Below are 16,079 nucleotides of genomic sequence, written 5' to 3' on the forward strand. Positions count from 1 at the left end.
TCCATAATTCCGACTAATTGTTTAACTCAGTTTTTAATTTCTCCTCAAAAAGCATCGATTTCACTTTGAACTGTGCGTCAGAAAAAGAAATATTAGCTGTGGCATAAATAATCTTTCCATCCTTTCCAACCAATACATTCGATGGAAAACCATGGTTAATGTTTAGTTTTCTGATCTCGTCTTTGCTCAATGATACAATTTCGTATTTATAGCCGTTCCGTTTTTGAAATCGCCTGGCACTGGCAGGGCCATCATGTGTAATGCCGATAAACCTTACAGCCTTTTTGCCATATTTGGACACCAAATTATTTAATTCGGGCATTTCAGCAATGCATGGAGGGCATTTTTCAAACCAAAAGTTAATGACAACTACCTGGTTTTTTAAATCGGCATTGGAGAACAGCTTTTTATTGATGGTTAAACCCTTAAATGAGGGTAAGTCTTTACCCGTTAGATCTTCGAAGAAAGTTTCCTGCGTAGCCCATTTAACTGGCACTTCTTGTGCAAGTACTGTAAAAGAAATAGCAGAGAGCAAAATAAAAAGGTAAATCTTCATCAGGGCTAAATATAAAAAAGTCCCACCAATACGGCAGGACTTCAAGATTTGTTTGGTTTAAAAAATCTTATTTAAAGGTAACGGAACCATATTCAGTTTTGATGGATACGTTTGCTGCACCACCGCTACCAATCTTGCCCGAATACTTTTTAGTTTCATCATCTTTACTTACCAAGTTTGATGTTACGTTTGAACCGTATTTAAAGCCAGCATATGAAGTGGAAACATTGAAATTTCCATTGTAACGATCTGCAAAGCCCAATCCAACACTTACATATTCGCCTCCGAAGGTGAAGTTTTTACAGGCAGGGGTAATCTCGCTCACGTTTAAACGGTTGTAATCCATGTTGATATTTGCATCACCATTCAACGTGCCCAAAGTCACATTAGAATATTCTGCATTAACTGCAATTTTACCCGCCGATGCAATATTTAAATCGCCATAAGCTTGTTTAACCACCGAATTTCCTTTAACCGTATTGATATTCACCTTGGCATATTCGGCATTCAAAAGCAAGTTACCACCAATGGTACCGATGGTTAAGCCTTTACCATATTCCACTTTAATATCAGCAGATTTCCTGATGGTATTGATGTTTACAGCAACATACTCTGCATCAAGCTGTAACGTACCCACAGCGCCAATGGTTACCGGGCCATTATATTCATGTTTTACCACTGCAGCATTCAGGTCCTGGATATCGCATTTACCATATTGAACATTGATGTAGTTATTTACGTTGCTTAAATTGCCAGCCACCAGATTTCCATATTCTACCTTTAAAGAAGTCGGACCGGAAAAATTACCCAATTCTACATTGCCATATTCTTGTGAAACCGTTAACGGATTTACTGCTGGCATATACACCACGTAGTTTACTTTTACTTCCCTCCGCCATGTGGTTACTCCATTTTTTACCCCTCGGCCATAACGTCCGTTTCTATCACCCATATTCGTTCTGAAAGTAACTACGTCACCGTTTTTAGTCGCATCAATACTTATCCCATCAATCAGTTTTTGCGCATCATTATCCGAACTGCTGTAAGCTTTAATATCTACATCAACACGCACTTCTTTTTTGTCCCAGGTTTTAATAGTGATCGATCCGTATTGATTGTTTAAATTAATCTTGTCGTTATTGTCTACATTAAAACTCTTGCTAAAAGATTTTGAACGTTCGGCATCGCCCCCCGTTTGTTTATACCTCGAAGTATTAACCATCGCTACCATCGATGACTTTTCTATATTTTCTACAATCACTTTCTCTGAAGGGCTATTTATCACCCCTTCTTGCGCATTGGTTTTTACGGCAATTAAAGCCATAATGGCTAAAAATATTCTTATTGTTTTCATGTTTTAATTGTTTAAACACCTATGCGCTTAAAACCTGCCGGCTGGCCATAAGCTTTCGATGTAGTGAGCGTTCCCCTCTTAGTATCAAGTTGCGTAAATCGGGTATCAAGACGGACTCTGCTATTACTATAATTTCGTTTTTGCTGCTTTCAGCTTAAATCTGGTTAACTCTTTTGTAATCGTCAACCTGGTTAATAATCAATAATTGTTGTTTTAATAATTGCAATTGTATTTCGCGGTTTTTTACCATGGCCTTTACTACAAAAGTTTGGTTAGGCGAGGTTGGCAGTTCTGCTTTTAACCTTTCGTAATCTTCATCAAGCTTTCTCAAATCAGCGGTAAATTTTTTATAAAGTTCCGGATTTGCTGAGGCAAAAATAGCCAGACTATCTCTTTTTTCGGTAATTAAACCAGCAAAATGAATATCTTTCTTGGCGTATGAGCTACTAACATCGGCTATTTCTAAATCTTTGTTTTGTGATTTTCCTACGTACAACCAAGCTAAACCGAAAACGACCACTATTGCTGCTGCAGTACTTATCCATAAATACAGCTTTACCGGCTTTTTTTTCTTCTTATTGTCTAAACCTTGTTCAATTTTTGCCCAAAGTTCTGCCGATGGCTCCATGATATCGAAAGCTTTACGGTTTTCTTTTACAAAGGTTTCTAATCTATTATTCATCTCTCATCCCTTTCGTTTCTAAAATACTTTTTAACTTCTTTTTAGCCCGCATGTACTGTGTACGGCTGGTATTTTCACTTATTTTCAAAATGTGTGCAATCTCTTCATGGTCATAACCTTCTAAAAGATATAAACTTAATACAATCCGGTAGCCATCTGGCAATTGGGTAATGGCTATTCTTATTTCCTCAGCCTGCAATTGCATTTCACTATCATCAAAACTATCTTCATCCGGTACTTCCGATATTTCGTCTGTACTTACAAATTCCATCTTGCGCTTACGCAGGTAATTGATAGATTTGTTGATCACAATCTGCTTTAACCAAAGCCCAAAGGTTGTTTCCTGCCTAAAATCAACAATTCTTGTAAACGCATCTAAAAATGCTTCCTGTAAAACATCTTCTGCCTCTTCCTCATAATTTAAAATGCGCAACGCCACATTATACATGGCCTTTGCATACAGCTTGTACAATTCAAACTGTGCTGCGCGGCTTCCCTGCATGCATTTTTTTACGAGTTCCAGATTTTTATCGATGTATACGGCTTCCAAAATTTCGAATATTCTGATTATAAGACATAAGGGATTTTAAAACGTTGCATCAAGGTAGAAAAAAAGTTATAGAACTTTTAAATCAACCAAGGCAACCATCAAGTGGGGTATTCCTGACTAATGCGAAAACAACTATTAATTGAAAAAAGTGTGGCTGTTTATTCTAATGAAATATTAAAATAGGGTCTTTTTCAAATTACAAGAAAAGTCACGGTAACTGGAATCAATATTTGGTATATACTTTACGAGCCTGTTTAAATTTATTCAGGAACATTTCATCAACTTTTCAACACATAAAAATTATGTATCCATTTTTAAACAGGCTATAAATATGAATCTTTATCCGGATAAATTTACAGATATGATTTATGCCGAGAATTTAGTAATTTACAAGAATGACACAAAGAAATTAATTAACCAATTTAATTTTAATAGATTTTCTGGCTGGTGCTTCAAACCTATACGTTTTTATTTGATATGGGCTAATTTCTACATCAATATTAACAGTATTAAGTCCTGAATAACCTGTATTGTGCGTATTAACTATAATTAAATTTTCTTTGCCATCTTCGATTGTTAAATTGAAAGTGCGGCCAGTGCGGTTAATCACATATTTTTCTACAATGCTTTTATCATTATAAACGATATCAATCTCATCATTATCATCAATATTTCCATCGTAAAAGCGGATACGGACTTTTTTACCATTGCAAATAACTTTATTTACTTCTGTTATAGACAATTCTGTTATTGTATTTAGGCTCTTTTTTATGTTTTCAAGAGTATCACTAACCTTTTTTATGAACTGTGTCATATTTACAGAATCAGCCATTATAGCACTCTTGCGAACTAAGTAAATCTTACCGGTAGCACAAACTTCACCTTTTTCATCTTTGCCAATAAATTTACCATCCAATACATCTATTTTTCCTTTTGTCTTTTTGTTTAAAACAGCGTTAACAAAACAAAATGTTGTCTTTTTATTCTTTATATCAGTTTCAATTATTTTGTGTTCAGAAAACTTAAAAAGACTTCCATTTTTTGAAACTTCACCACTTAAATTTGCTTTTGTTTCATTATTATTTCCCGTGGTGGTAATGGTTGTTCCTATGATTTTATTATCATTTACAGTTATGTTAATTTCGTACGCAAAAGATCCAATATCATTAACTCGAATTACCCCGATATATTTGACATTATTAAAATTTTGAGCAAATGAAAAACTACAATAGAAACTTAAGAAGACAAGAAAAATTATTCTACGCATTTTTTTTGTAAAAAAAGATTTTGTAAATATTTGTTTGCTTAAATGTTTCAAACAAATACTGTAAATACAAAATGGAAATTATTGGAAAAACTATAAAGGCAACTTTATTAAAATTTGCAGCACCTAAAAAATCTAGATGTATAATATGCATACAAGCTCGCGTCATTCCACAACCAAAACAATTCTCTCCGGTTAGTAGTGTAAATAAACATAAGCTTTGTCCTTTATCAAAAAAATTCCTGGGGAGTAAAAATAAAATTAAAGGAATAACAACCAAAACAATTGCTTTGGTTGTTATAAATAATGAACTATCGAAAAACTTATAAAGTTTCGTCATAAGGTCCATCTTTTGGCTCTAAATTACCTGTGGCAATTCTGATAAGGTCTATTAGTGCCCAAATACCGCAACCACCTAAGGTTAGTAATTGAACAATACCCTGCCATGTGTAGCCTAAGTAAAAACGGTGGATACCAAGCGCGCCAACAAGAATTACTAATAACAAAGCAATAACTTGGCTTTTACCTCCATTACGAAGTTTTTTCCAAAAGCTTTGTTTAATTTCTTTCTTCGCAACTTTAGCTGCTTTCTTTTCGTTGGATTTAACTTCACTGGAAATGCCAGTTTCAGTGTCAGTCAACTTTTGAGATACAACCGCAGATTGAGTTTTTACTGTTTTTGTTGTGTTTACCGGGAAGGCAGCCCAAGCCGAGGGCACAGTGATTAAGGCGATAGCCAAAACCACCATTGAGGTTTTAATTTTTGAAAGCATAATTTACTTAATTTGAATGGTTCCTCAAATTAACAATAATTAATTTTTAATAACAACTATTTTTTAGTGATTTGATTCAAGCAGTATTCGTAATTTGCATAACCTCTGTCATTATCGAACCATGCAAAAATCTTTTAGGTCATCTATCTTTGCATGTCGGTTTAAATCCTGTTTGAACCAGATCATAAATAGCATTCCAAATAAACCGTAAACTATGTTTTTGCTTCCGTTCATCTAATTGTAAGGTCTTTTTTATAAATTGCCACTGGATTATTGCTTAAATCTGTCGGATAAGTTTTTATACTAAATTGAGTTTATAGTGATTCACAATTAGTATGTATTTGGCCGATAAGAGATAACCATTTTTTTAAATTTTAACAAGCAACAATCTTATTTATCCATTTTTAAACAGGTTCTAAATTTATGTCATGGAAACCGATTTAATCCTTTCAGCAGTTAATGAGCTTCACCAAAAAGAAAATCAGGCTTTAGAAAGCAAAGATGTTACGGCTTATACCGAGATGTTTGATGATGGCTTAAGCTTCACTCCTTTTGAAAAACCAACCATAAACAAACGCGATTTTACCATCGATTTAAAAAAATATTTTAGTGGAATTAAAGAAATCCATTCCAGTTATTACCGGATAAAATCATCTATGGAAGAGGAAGTTTTTACCGAAAAAATTGCCCGTAAATCTGTTCTTTTAAAACCTAAAATGCTTGTTTTTTCTAAAAAGCAAACCATCCAGACAGAGGAAATATACCACTGGAAAAATATTAAAGGTGAATGGAAGGTAATTGCTCTTGAAATTGTGCTGGAGGAGAAATATTAAAACAAATAAATAGCGAGCACCATAAATAGAATTGTTATCCTGAAAATGCAACATTTCGGCGGGCAGACTAACATTCAAAGTATTTCATCAGGTCACAGATCTAACATTATCTCCTTTTTTGACCTACATCAAAGTTTAAGATTTTTAATCGCTGCACCTTTGCAACATTATAAAATTAAACAGATCAAAAATGAAAAAAGAACATTTCAAATACATCAACACGCTTTTTGTGGTGATTCCGATGACCTTAATTATGGCATTTGTAGGGTTAATGCGCAATTATGGCTTTGGCGAAGACTGGTTTATCAAATTCTTAAAAGCATGGAGTATTATGCTACCTGTAGCCTATTTTGCGGCCTTTATCATTATTCCCAATGCGCGGAAACTGGCCGAAAAGATCGCTTCTAAAAGCTAAACATGTTACATTTGATTAAGCCTAAATTAAATGCATAAACAGCTTTCCGCTTATATCAGAGACAAAATTACGATCAGCGATGAAAATTTGGAGATTGTATTCTCTTTTTTCAAAACCATGCAGGTAAAGAAAAACGAAATCCTGATCAGTCCCGGCGAAACAAGCCAAAGGATTTATTTTGTTGGCAAAGGCTGTTTGCGAATTTTTTTCCTAACCGATGGAGGTACCGAAGCCACCAGGCATTTTGCTTTCGAAAACCAGTTTGCTACGGCTTTGGTCAGTTTTATTACCAGCCAAAGTTCTAAGGAGTTTGTGCAGGCCATAGAAAACACTGAACTGTATTACATCAGGCAAAACGATTTTTACCACTTGCTTAAAATCATCCCCGAATGGGAAAAACTCTACCGCCATTACCTGGAGTATGCCTACGTAACCAACACCAATCGTTTAATGTCGTTTATTACGCTGGATGCTACTGAACGTTACCGCCAGTTACTTGTGCAAAATCCAGGCGTGGTGATGCGTATGCCCAACAAAATGGTAGCCTCTTATTTAAATATTTCTCAGGAAACGTTGAGTAGATTGAAGTCAAAAGCATAGTTTATTCAAGGATAGTATTTTTTAAGCATTAGCAGGTTTGTTAACTTACCTGTCTCTTTGTGATCTTTGCGTCTTTGTGGTCAAAAAAATAATAAAATCATTAGCACAAAATTTCCTTAAATCTTCTATCCTAAACTTTAAAACAAAATCGGTATTTTTGCCGCTCAATTTAGATTATATATATGTTAAGAACAGTAACTTGTGGTGCATTAAACCTAAATAACTTAGGCGAAAGTGTTACGTTATGTGGTTGGGTACAAAAATCAAGAGATTTGGGCGGTATGACTTTTATCGACATCCGCGATCGTTATGGTATTACCCAGTTGGTTTTTAACATGGACGATAATAAAGCGCTTTGCGAAACTGCACGTACTTTGGGTCGCGAGTTTGTAATCAAAGCTGTTGGTACTGTTGTAGAAAGAAGCAACAAAAACCCTAAAATGGCAACCGGTGATGTAGAAATTAAAGTTTCTGCTTTGGAGATTTTAAATGCTGCAAAATTACCTCCGTTTATGATCGATGACGATACCGATGGTGGCGATGAGTTGCGCATGAAATACCGTTATTTAGATTTACGCCGTAACCCGGTTCGTAATAACCTGGTTTTACGTCATAAAATGGCACAATCGGTTCGCCGTTATTTAGATGCTTTAGATTTTATTGAAGTAGAAACACCTGTTTTAATTAAATCAACACCAGAAGGTGCCAGGGATTTCGTAGTGCCTAGCCGCATGAATGAAGGTGAGTTTTATGCTTTGCCTCAATCGCCGCAAACCTTTAAACAATTGTTGATGGTTTCTGGTTTCGACCGTTATTTCCAGATTGTAAAATGTTTCAGGGATGAAGATTTAAGGGCCGACCGTCAGCCTGAGTTTACCCAGATTGATTGTGAAATGTCTTTCATCGAACAAGAAGATATCTTAAATACTTTTGAAGGTTTGATCCGTACTTTATTTAAAGAAGTGCGCAATTACGACTTACCAGAAGTACCACGTATGCAATATGCAGATGCAATGCGTTTATATGGCTCTGATAAGCCTGATACCCGTTTTGCCATGCAGTTTGTAGAGCTTAATGATCTGGTTAAAGGAAAAGGATTTCCCGTTTTCGATAACGCAGAATTGGTAGTGGGGATCAATGCGAAAGGTGCTGCAGGTTATACCCGCAAGCAATTAGATGAATTAACCGATTTTATTAAACGTCCGCAGATTGGTGCTACAGGTTTAATTTATGCCCGTCATAATGATGATGGAACCATTAAATCATCTGTAGATAAATTCTTTAACGAAGAAGATCTTAAACAATGGAGCGAGGCTTTTGAAACAGAAAAAGGTGATTTATTACTAATCTTAGCCGGCTCTACAGACAAAGTGCGTAAACAGTTAAACGAGCTTCGTTTAGAAATGGGTAACCGTTTAGGTTTACGTGATAAAAATACATTCTCTGCACTTTGGGTACTGGATTTCCCACTTTTAGAATGGGATGAAGAAACTGAGCGTTACCATGCTATGCACCATCCGTTCACCTCTCCAAAACCTGAAGATATTGCCTTATTGGATACCGATCCTAAAAACGTAAGGGCAAATGCCTACGATATGGTAATTAACGGGACCGAAGTTGGTGGCGGGTCGATCCGTATTCATGATCGGGCATTGCAGGCTTTAATGTTTAAACATTTAGGCTTCAGTGCAGAAGAAGCACAAAAACAATTTGGTTTCTTAATGGACGCTTTCGAATTTGGTGCACCTCCACATGGCGGAATCGCTTTTGGTTTCGACCGTTTGACTTCAATTTTTGCTGGTTTGGATTCTATCCGAGATGTCATTGCTTTCCCTAAAAATAACTCAGGCAGAGATGTCATGATTGATAGTCCGAGTACAATTGATGAGAAACAATTGAAAGAATTGAAGATTAAGACTGATTTGTAGATTAATTAGTTCACTAGTCATTCGTTCATTTGTCATGGAGTAGAATAGCATGACTCACAAGGCTATGTGTTACATGTCTAAACAAACAAAGCCTCAGGATTTGGAATCCTGGGGCTTTGTTATGATATCATTTTTACGCTTCGCTAACGAATGAACCAATGGCTAATGAACCATTAAACTAATACGTTTCACTATCTGGCGGGATGCCATAATCGATAAACTTCTTGTCCTTTTTTTCTTTCTTTTTGCCAAACCAACCTTTAACCGAGTTAAAAATGGCTGACAAATGTTCTGCGTCTAAAGATTTACCTACTTTACCCGAAATCAATCCTACAGCTGCTTTTGTTAAAAACCCAGCACCTCTGAAAATGGTTTTATTCATCACCATCGGCAAAAGCAATGACATGGCCGTACCACTGATATTTAATTTTTCGTCTGCTTTGAACAGGTTATTAGGGGTAGCATAGCGCTTAATCAATGCACCAAGCGTAAACTGCTTTAAGAAAGTTTTCGTATCCGTTTTAAGCATATTCTGCTTAAGCGTATATTCAACCTTAAGTTCTAATTTTCTTGCCTGCAGGTCTTCTAAGTTTCGGATTTCTTTATAGCTTCTCATCTTCCTCCTTATCTGCAAGTTTATCAAAGTATTTTCTAATCGCTATATTGATAATTGCTTTTTCAATGTATTTGTCTTTGGTTAAATAAACAATTATAGCCAGTAAAATATAAAACAAGGAAACACAGCCAAAGCCTCCTGCATTGCTGCCTAAAAGGTCAGATAAATACAAGGCCAAAGTTACAGAGCCAAATAAAAAGGCTAAAATAAAGCAAACAATAACAGCAGTACTGGTTACCAGATCGGCAAAAATTTTGGATGCTTTTTCTACAATATAAAGCCTGGTGTACTCTACTTTGGCTTCTAAAAAGCCCTTGGCATCGTCTACAAGATCTTCAATGCTTTTATCTTTATTCTCCTGCATAATTCAGATGAGATTTAGCCGGGCAAAATACCCGGCCATGCAATAATTTATTTATTAAGCGTGCTCTACGTCGTCGCTGTATTCTTCTTCTACGCTTCTCAATTTGGTTTTAATCGAGCTTACTACTTTGTCTTTCAGGCTAGCCAGATTATTAATCTCGTCTGCAGCTTTGTCTTTGATAGAATCGCCCAGATCTTTTAAAGATTGGCTTAGTTTATCGCGGGTTTCATCACCTTTATCTGGTGCGAATAAAATTCCTAAGGCTGCACCGGCAGCTAATCCTGCTAAAAGCGCAACTACAACTTTTGAGTTATCATTCATAATCAATTTATTTAAGGGTTAACAATTATGTACAATATAAAGCTACTACATTATTTATTGTTAAGCTATATTATAACTCACTATGCTCATCATTTGTTTTAATTCTTTCCAATCTTTCTGATGCAAGCGTACTGGTTTCGTAAATCTTAACAAGCAATATAAAATAAGACAACAGTAGCGGACCAAATACAAGTCCCAATATTCCGAATAAAGGGATACCAATAATTACGCCAATTACTGTAATTATGGGATGAATATTTCCAACTTTTTTTGCAATAATAAACCTTAGCACATTATCGATATTGATAATGACTACAAAACCAAAAATAAGCATGGCCCAGCCAGCAAAATTATTCCCATTTGCAATCTGCAATATTGCAGCAGGAACAAAAACAACAGGGGGCCCTAAAACAGGTACAAAAGAAATAAATGTTGTAATTACGCCCCAAAAAACCGGGTCTTTATAACCCAAAACATAAAAAGAGACGCTCACAAGCGAACCTTGAACGAGGCAGATCAGACCTTGCCCCAATACATTTGCATAAGTTGTATTTCTCATTTCATCGCCAAAACGAAGAGCGTTCTGCTCCCTGAATGGTGCATATTTAATCAATGAAAATTCGAATCTTTCGCGCTCTATTAACATAAAGTAGAGTAAAAAGTACATCACGAGTAAGCTTAATACAATATTTACTGCACTTGATATTAAAGACGGAAAAAGCTGAGTAGCCCAATTTCCCAAACGGTTTAATCCATCTTGAATAACATCCTGGTTAATTTTAACCGGAATAAGGTGTTGCAATTTAACCAGTAGATTTTTGAAAAAAACCTCATTATTTCTCAGTTCTGAAATTTTGCTGATAACCATACTGCTTAATGCATAAAAAGGCATTACAATAAGTATAATAGAGATGGTGATGAGAAAAATGGCCGTAACTCTTCTGTTCCACCCCTTATTTTCTGCCAAATGGATATAGGCTGGCCGCATTATTGTATAAAGCACTAAAGTACTTAAAATGGCACTAAAAATACTTTGCAAGGAATATGCAATTAACACCCCAAGCGCAATAATAATAACCAGGTTAATGTTATTGCGTTGTTTATAAGAGAATACTGACATTTTTAGACAATAGGATTAATCTTTAAATGCTAAAATGGCTGATTTTGTTTTTCCTTATTTAAAATTTATTGACTATCACCAATCTCAATAAATTTGATTTTATTGTATAATGTTTTTCTGTCGATATTTAAGATTTTTGCCGCTTTGGTTTTATTAAAATTAACCGCTTTCAGCACTTCTAAAATAGCAGAATATTCCGCTTCCTTGGCCGCATTCCGCAAATTAAGGGTCTGATCATGATTTAATGTTGGCGGCAAAAAAGGCACTTTTTTTTCGTGCAGTATTTTAGCATAATCAATCCTTCCAAGCTCCAGCGGTAAAACGTGAGTTTCTATCCAATCACCATCAGTTAATAAAGCAATGCGCCTGATCACATTTTTCAGCTCGCGTACATTACCTGGCCAATTGTATGCTAATAAACATTGCTTCACCTCATCAGAAAAGCCTTTAATATTCTTGTTCAGCTCTTTATTTACTGTAGCCAGAAAGTGCCTGGCAAAAATAAGGATATCATTATCCCGGTGTTTTAGTGATGGTACATGTATAGAAAATTCATTAAAGCGGTGGTATAAATCTTCCCTGAATGCACCCTTTAAAATCGCTTCCTTTAAATTCTCATTTGTAGCTACAATAAGCCGCACATCCAGCTCAATTTCCTTTGTACTTCCAATCCGCTTTATTTTCCGCTCCTGAACCGCCCTGAGTAAAGTTGCCTGGATCTCATAGGACAAATTACCAATCTCATCAAGAAATAATGTGCCACCGTTAGCTTGCTCAAAGTGACCAATTTTAGTAAAAACTGCTCCGGTGAATGCGCCTTTCTCATGTCCAAAAAATTCACTGGCAGCTAAATCTTTGGTTAAAGAGCCGCAATCCATAGCGATGAAAGGCTTTTCGCTACGCGAACTATTTAAGTGAATGGTTTTAGCAACACATTCTTTCCCTGTGCCACTTTTACCTGTTAAAATAACTGTATACCCTGTTTTTGCGATGAGCTGGATTTGTTTTAGCAACAAAGCAGAATTCTCGCTCTCCCCATTTATATACTCGGGGCAATTTAGCGCATCGGAAATGACATTGCCACTAATACCTTCAAAATTTTTAGGTAATTTTATTGCTCCTTGGGTTTCCAGGGCTTTATTTATGGTATTTAAAATTTCATCAGGGTAGAGCGGCTTCACAATATAATCATAAGCCCCCAGTTTTATCAATTCTACGGCAAGTTTAATATCCGAGTAAGCTGTAATAATAATTACACCTGTGTTTGGGTAGTTCTCCTTAATGTGGATTAAAATCTCTTTTCCATCTGTATCATCCAAACGATAATCACACAATACCAAATCGAAATGCTCTTTTTCAAGAGTTTGTAAAACCTTTTTACCAGTTGTTACATTCGAAACTTCAAATCCTTTTTTAGTTAAAAATTTGGAGAGCAATAAGCCAATGCTAATTTCATCGTCAACAATGAGTATCTTTTTCATGAGCAGCGTTGTTATTATAAAAACCCATATGCAACGATAAATACATGAGGGTTAATAATTAATTAACATAATTACTCAAAAAAAATTGCATTGAAAAGCTTTTGCAACATTTTTGCGATACAAAAAGTAAAATTAATACTACACTGATACTACTTTCCAGAAAAAATTGCTTTTCTCTTTTCAACAAATGCTTTGACGCCTTCCTTAAAATCCGCAGTTTCGAAACATTTACCAAATTCTTCAATTTCGGTAGCGTATCCATTGTTATTATTTACTGCTGCAACTACAGCTTTTATTGCAGCCGAGATGGCCAGCGGTGCACGTTGCTTAATCGCATTTAGTATTTCTTCAGCCTTGCTAATCAGATCAGGCTGTGGAACAACATAATTTACAAGGCCTATTTTTTCTGCCTCTGAAGCCGTAATCATATTTGCCGTCGTAATCATTTCTATTGCTTTACCTTTTCCAACCAATTGGGTGAGGCGTTGGGTACCTCCATAACCAGGAATCAATCCTAAAGTAACTTCGGGCAAGCCTAATTTCGCATGATCTGATGCAATACGCATGTGGCAGGCCATAGCCAACTCCAGTCCTCCACCTAAAGCAAATCCATTAATTGCTGCAATAAATGGCTTTGAGGAATTTTCAATGGCATTAAAAACCTGATCGTGACCAAGCTTTGCCAAATCTTCTCCCTGCTTACCGCTATAATCAGAAAACTCTTTAATATCAGCTCCTGCAACAAAGGCTTTTTCACCTGCTCCGGTTAAAATAACACCCTTTACCTGGTCGGTTTTACCTGCGTAAGCAATTACATCCGCTAGTTCAGCCAAAGTATCTTTATTTAAGGCATTTAACGCCCTTTCGCGATTGATGGTCACGTATAAAATGTTTTCTTTTATTTCTGAGATTAAATTCTGGTATGCCATAGCTTAAAAATTTCTGTTTTCTGTAACCCAATTCTGAATATATTCTACAATACTGGCCATTGTTGTGCCTGGGGGAAATAACTCTCCAACACCCATACCTGCCAGTTTCAACCGATCTGCCTCAGGGATAATTCCTCCACCGGTTAACAACACATCATCTAACTGTTTTTCTTTCATAAAATGAATAATCTTTGGAAAAACCGTCATATGTGCTCCCGATAGGATAGAAATCCCGATGGCATCAACATCCTCCTGAAGCGCTGTATTCACCACCATTTCCGGCGTTTGGCGCAGGCCGGTATAAATTACTTCCATGCCGGCATCTCTTAAGGATGTTGCGATTACTTTGGCTCCTCTGTCATGGCCATCCAATCCAACTTTAGCTACTAAAACGCGGATAGGCCGATTTAATACTTTGCTCATCATTCATATTAAGTTGATGTAAATGTATCGATTTTGGCTCTCAAATTAATCATTAACTAAAACAAGTAGAATTGGACTAATCTTTTTACATTTGCATTCCTAATTTACAGGTTTTTATGAGTGAAGAAAAGTCATTGAACTTTATTGAAGAAATTGTTGAGAACGACTTAAATAGTGGTAAGTATGAAACTTTGGTTACGCGTTTCCCGCCTGAACCTAATGGTTATTTACACATCGGCCACGCGAAAGCAATATGCTTAAATTTCGGACTAACACAAAAATACGGCGGCTATACCAATCTGCGTTTTGACGATACCAATCCGGTTACGGAAAAAACAGAATATGTAAACAGTCAGCAGGAAGATATCAGGTGGTTGGGTTTTAACTGGAAAAATGAATTATATGCCTCAGATTATTTTGATGAGTTATATGGTTTTGCCGTTAAACTGATCGAAAAAGGTTTGGCTTATGTTGATGAGAGCACTGCAGATGAAATTGCAGCCTTAAAAGGTACGCCAACTGAACCAGGACAAGACAGCCCATACCGTAACCGCAGCATTGAAGAAAATTTAGGCCTTTTTACGAAAATGAAAAATGGCGAATTTCCTGATGGTGCTTATATTTTGCGGGCTAAAATCGATATGGCGAGTCCAAATATGTTAATGCGCGATCCGATTATCTATCGGATCAAACATGCCGAACATCACCGTACAGGCAACAAATGGTGCATTTACCCGATGTACGATTTTGCCCACGGACAAAGTGATAGTATCGAAAACATCACGCACTCTATCTGTACACTGGAATATGTTTCACACCGTGAACTGTACGATTGGTTTATCGAAAAATTAGAGATTTTCCCTTCAAAACAATATGAATTTGCCCGTTTAAATCTTACCAGCACGGTAATGAGTAAACGCAAGCTTCTTCAACTGGTTAACGAAAATTTAGTAAACGGATGGGATGATCCGCGCATGCCTACGATTAGCGGTTTGCGTAGAAGAGGCTTTACATCAAAAAGCATCCGCGAGTTTTGCGAACGTATTGGCATTGCCAAACGCGAAAACTTAATTGAGCTAAGTTTATTGGAATTTTGTATCCGCGAAGATTTAAACAAAACGGCTAACCGGGTAATGGCGGTTTTAGATCCGATTAAATTGGTGATTACGAATTACGAAAAAGGTACTGAAGATTTAATCGGCGAAAACAACCCTGAGGCTGAAGATGGGGGCGGTACACGTGTGATTCCTTTTAGCAATGAACTTTGGATTGAACGTGAAGATTTCATGGAAGTGCCGGCAAAAAAATGGTTCCGCCTGGCTCCTGGCGCAATGGTGCGCTTAAAATTCGCCTATATTGTTAAATGCGAAGATTTTGTGAAAGATGAAAACGGAAACGTTACTGAAATCCGTTGTACTTACATTCCCGAATCGAAAAGCGGAAATGATACCAGCGGCGTAAACGTTAAAGGAACCATCCATTGGGTAAGTGCTCCACATGCCAAAACTGCCGAAATCCGTTTATATGATCGCTTATTTACTTCAGAAACACCAGATGCAGAAGAAGGCGACTTTAAAGATTATTTAAACCCTGAAAGTTTAACGGTATTGCCTAATGTTTATATCGAGCCAGCATTAGCTGATGCAGATTTGGATGGCCGTTACCAGTTTATCCGTAAAGGTTATTTCTGTTTAGATAAAGATTCTACAACCAATAAATTGGTTTTCAATAGAACAGTAACCTTAAAGGATACGTTTAAGAAACCTAATTAATAAGTATTTTTAAACCACAGATAAACACGGATGAACACAGATTTATCCGTGTTTTTTTTGCTAGAATTTGGCTGCAAATGCATGCATAGAAGAATGTG

General features: G+C 36.3%; 19 protein-coding genes. 5 read left to right on the top strand and 14 right to left on the bottom strand.

Annotation, left to right across the window (positions count from 1 at the left end):
- Positions 1-13: 13 nt before the first annotated feature.
- The 7 genes from ACUN24_RS03630 to ACUN24_RS03660 all read right to left on the bottom strand — a co-directional run bounded on the left by ACUN24_RS03630 (position 14) and on the right by ACUN24_RS03660 (position 5,179).
- Entirely contained in the window at positions 14-556 is a 543-nt protein-coding gene (locus ACUN24_RS03630; RefSeq protein WP_445561288.1) for a TlpA family protein disulfide reductase, read from the bottom strand.
- A gap of 67 nt (positions 557-623) precedes the next feature.
- Positions 624-1,910 carry a hypothetical protein gene (locus ACUN24_RS03635; RefSeq protein WP_445561289.1) on the bottom strand — a complete coding sequence of 429 codons (1,287 nt, stop codon included), beginning with the start codon at positions 1,908-1,910 and terminating at the stop codon, positions 624-626.
- 154 nt (positions 1,911-2,064) lie between these two features.
- A complete protein-coding gene (locus ACUN24_RS03640; RefSeq protein WP_445561290.1) occupies positions 2,065-2,592 on the bottom strand; it encodes a hypothetical protein in 528 nt (175 codons plus the stop codon).
- Complete coding sequence (locus ACUN24_RS03645) at positions 2,585-3,142, bottom strand: RNA polymerase sigma factor (protein WP_445561291.1); 558 nt, start codon at positions 3,140-3,142, stop codon at positions 2,585-2,587. The genes ACUN24_RS03640 and ACUN24_RS03645 overlap by 8 nt, the downstream gene beginning before the upstream one ends.
- Positions 3,143-3,551: 409 nt before the next feature.
- Positions 3,552-4,409 carry a hypothetical protein gene (locus tag ACUN24_RS03650; protein WP_445561292.1) on the bottom strand — a complete coding sequence of 286 codons (858 nt, stop codon included), beginning with the start codon at positions 4,407-4,409 and terminating at the stop codon, positions 3,552-3,554.
- Positions 4,402-4,560, bottom strand: coding sequence for a hypothetical protein (locus tag ACUN24_RS03655; RefSeq protein WP_370629751.1), 159 nt, complete (start codon positions 4,558-4,560; stop codon positions 4,402-4,404). The genes ACUN24_RS03650 and ACUN24_RS03655 overlap by 8 nt, the downstream gene beginning before the upstream one ends.
- A 169-nt stretch (positions 4,561-4,729) precedes the next feature.
- Positions 4,730-5,179: a TM2 domain-containing protein gene (locus ACUN24_RS03660; protein ID WP_445561293.1), complete on the bottom strand. Its 450-nt coding sequence runs from the start codon at positions 5,177-5,179 to the stop codon at positions 4,730-4,732.
- 428 nt (positions 5,180-5,607) lie between these two features.
- Here ACUN24_RS03660 and ACUN24_RS03665 point away from each other — a divergent pair, with 428 nt between their 5' ends.
- The 4 genes from ACUN24_RS03665 (at position 5,608) to aspS (ending at position 8,955) form a co-directional block, all read left to right on the top strand.
- On the top strand, positions 5,608-6,012 hold the full coding sequence (locus ACUN24_RS03665) for a hypothetical protein (protein ID WP_445561294.1): 405 nt from the start codon (positions 5,608-5,610) through the stop codon (positions 6,010-6,012).
- A 190-nt stretch (positions 6,013-6,202) separates the two neighbouring features.
- Complete coding sequence (locus ACUN24_RS03670; RefSeq protein ID WP_193419270.1) at positions 6,203-6,427, top strand: DUF2798 domain-containing protein; 225 nt, start codon at positions 6,203-6,205, stop codon at positions 6,425-6,427.
- 30 nt (positions 6,428-6,457) lie between these two features.
- Positions 6,458-7,027, top strand: coding sequence for a Crp/Fnr family transcriptional regulator (locus tag ACUN24_RS03675; protein ID WP_445561295.1), 570 nt, complete (start codon positions 6,458-6,460; stop codon positions 7,025-7,027).
- A gap of 182 nt (positions 7,028-7,209) precedes the next feature.
- Positions 7,210-8,955: an aspartate--tRNA ligase gene (gene aspS / locus ACUN24_RS03680; protein WP_445561296.1), complete on the top strand. Its 1,746-nt coding sequence runs from the start codon at positions 7,210-7,212 to the stop codon at positions 8,953-8,955.
- A 178-nt stretch (positions 8,956-9,133) separates the two neighbouring features.
- Here the strand turns inward: aspS and ACUN24_RS03685 are convergent, their stop codons facing one another.
- The 7 genes from ACUN24_RS03685 to ACUN24_RS03715 all read right to left on the bottom strand — a co-directional run bounded on the left by ACUN24_RS03685 (position 9,134) and on the right by ACUN24_RS03715 (position 14,212).
- Positions 9,134-9,571, bottom strand: a complete 438-nt coding sequence (locus ACUN24_RS03685; protein ID WP_445561297.1) for a hypothetical protein — start codon at positions 9,569-9,571, stop codon at positions 9,134-9,136.
- Positions 9,558-9,935, bottom strand: a complete 378-nt coding sequence (locus ACUN24_RS03690; protein WP_445561298.1) for a phage holin family protein — start codon at positions 9,933-9,935, stop codon at positions 9,558-9,560. Before ACUN24_RS03690 ends, ACUN24_RS03685 begins: the two co-directional genes overlap by 14 nt.
- A 54-nt stretch (positions 9,936-9,989) precedes the next feature.
- Positions 9,990-10,256 (bottom strand): YtxH domain-containing protein, encoded by a 267-nt coding sequence (locus ACUN24_RS03695; RefSeq protein WP_025142262.1) that lies wholly within the window; start codon positions 10,254-10,256, stop codon positions 9,990-9,992.
- A 70-nt stretch (positions 10,257-10,326) separates the two neighbouring features.
- Positions 10,327-11,376 (bottom strand): AI-2E family transporter, encoded by a 1,050-nt coding sequence (locus tag ACUN24_RS03700; protein WP_445561299.1) that lies wholly within the window; start codon positions 11,374-11,376, stop codon positions 10,327-10,329.
- 65 nt (positions 11,377-11,441) lie between these two features.
- On the bottom strand, positions 11,442-12,857 hold the full coding sequence (locus ACUN24_RS03705; RefSeq protein ID WP_445561300.1) for a sigma-54-dependent transcriptional regulator: 1,416 nt from the start codon (positions 12,855-12,857) through the stop codon (positions 11,442-11,444).
- A gap of 149 nt (positions 12,858-13,006) precedes the next feature.
- Positions 13,007-13,786, bottom strand: coding sequence for an enoyl-CoA hydratase/isomerase family protein (locus ACUN24_RS03710; RefSeq protein WP_445561301.1), 780 nt, complete (start codon positions 13,784-13,786; stop codon positions 13,007-13,009).
- Between the two features lie 3 nt (positions 13,787-13,789).
- A complete protein-coding gene (locus ACUN24_RS03715) occupies positions 13,790-14,212 on the bottom strand; it encodes a cobalamin B12-binding domain-containing protein (protein ID WP_244094977.1) in 423 nt (140 codons plus the stop codon).
- 113 nt (positions 14,213-14,325) lie between these two features.
- On the opposite strand from ACUN24_RS03715, the gene ACUN24_RS03720 reads away from it, so the two are divergent.
- The gene (locus ACUN24_RS03720) at positions 14,326-15,981 is read left to right on the top strand and encodes a glutamine--tRNA ligase/YqeY domain fusion protein (protein WP_445561302.1); all 1,656 of its coding nucleotides are present in this window, start codon (positions 14,326-14,328) and stop codon (positions 15,979-15,981) included.
- Positions 15,982-16,079: the final 98 nt, after the last annotated feature.

Source organism: Pedobacter sp. WC2501, from assembly GCF_052682415.1.

What these genes read in the sequence shown, in the direction of transcription:
- ACUN24_RS03720 (WP_445561302.1), top strand. Translation starts at nt 14,326, where the DNA reads ATGAGTGAAGAAAAGTCATTGAACTTTATTGAAGAAATTGTTGAGAAC.
- ACUN24_RS03675 (WP_445561295.1), top strand. Translation starts at nt 6,458, where the DNA reads ATGCATAAACAGCTTTCCGCTTATATCAGAGACAAAATTACGATCAGC.
- ACUN24_RS03660 (WP_445561293.1), bottom strand. Translation starts at nt 5,179, where the DNA reads ATGCTTTCAAAAATTAAAACCTCAATGGTGGTTTTGGCTATCGCCTTA.
- ACUN24_RS03630 (WP_445561288.1), bottom strand. Translation starts at nt 556, where the DNA reads ATGAAGATTTACCTTTTTATTTTGCTCTCTGCTATTTCTTTTACAGTA.
- ACUN24_RS03655 (WP_370629751.1), bottom strand. Translation starts at nt 4,560, where the DNA reads ATGCATATTATACATCTAGATTTTTTAGGTGCTGCAAATTTTAATAAA.
- ACUN24_RS03635 (WP_445561289.1), bottom strand. Translation starts at nt 1,910, where the DNA reads ATGAAAACAATAAGAATATTTTTAGCCATTATGGCTTTAATTGCCGTA.
- aspS (WP_445561296.1), top strand. Translation starts at nt 7,210, where the DNA reads ATGTTAAGAACAGTAACTTGTGGTGCATTAAACCTAAATAACTTAGGC.
- ACUN24_RS03685 (WP_445561297.1), bottom strand. Translation starts at nt 9,571, where the DNA reads ATGAGAAGCTATAAAGAAATCCGAAACTTAGAAGACCTGCAGGCAAGA.
- ACUN24_RS03690 (WP_445561298.1), bottom strand. Translation starts at nt 9,935, where the DNA reads ATGCAGGAGAATAAAGATAAAAGCATTGAAGATCTTGTAGACGATGCC.
- ACUN24_RS03665 (WP_445561294.1), top strand. Translation starts at nt 5,608, where the DNA reads ATGGAAACCGATTTAATCCTTTCAGCAGTTAATGAGCTTCACCAAAAA.
- ACUN24_RS03695 (WP_025142262.1), bottom strand. Translation starts at nt 10,256, where the DNA reads ATGAATGATAACTCAAAAGTTGTAGTTGCGCTTTTAGCAGGATTAGCT.
- ACUN24_RS03705 (WP_445561300.1), bottom strand. Translation starts at nt 12,857, where the DNA reads ATGAAAAAGATACTCATTGTTGACGATGAAATTAGCATTGGCTTATTG.
- ACUN24_RS03670 (WP_193419270.1), top strand. Translation starts at nt 6,203, where the DNA reads ATGAAAAAAGAACATTTCAAATACATCAACACGCTTTTTGTGGTGATT.
- ACUN24_RS03650 (WP_445561292.1), bottom strand. Translation starts at nt 4,409, where the DNA reads ATGCGTAGAATAATTTTTCTTGTCTTCTTAAGTTTCTATTGTAGTTTT.
- ACUN24_RS03640 (WP_445561290.1), bottom strand. Translation starts at nt 2,592, where the DNA reads ATGAATAATAGATTAGAAACCTTTGTAAAAGAAAACCGTAAAGCTTTC.
- ACUN24_RS03700 (WP_445561299.1), bottom strand. Translation starts at nt 11,376, where the DNA reads ATGTCAGTATTCTCTTATAAACAACGCAATAACATTAACCTGGTTATT.
- ACUN24_RS03715 (WP_244094977.1), bottom strand. Translation starts at nt 14,212, where the DNA reads ATGATGAGCAAAGTATTAAATCGGCCTATCCGCGTTTTAGTAGCTAAA.
- ACUN24_RS03710 (WP_445561301.1), bottom strand. Translation starts at nt 13,786, where the DNA reads ATGGCATACCAGAATTTAATCTCAGAAATAAAAGAAAACATTTTATAC.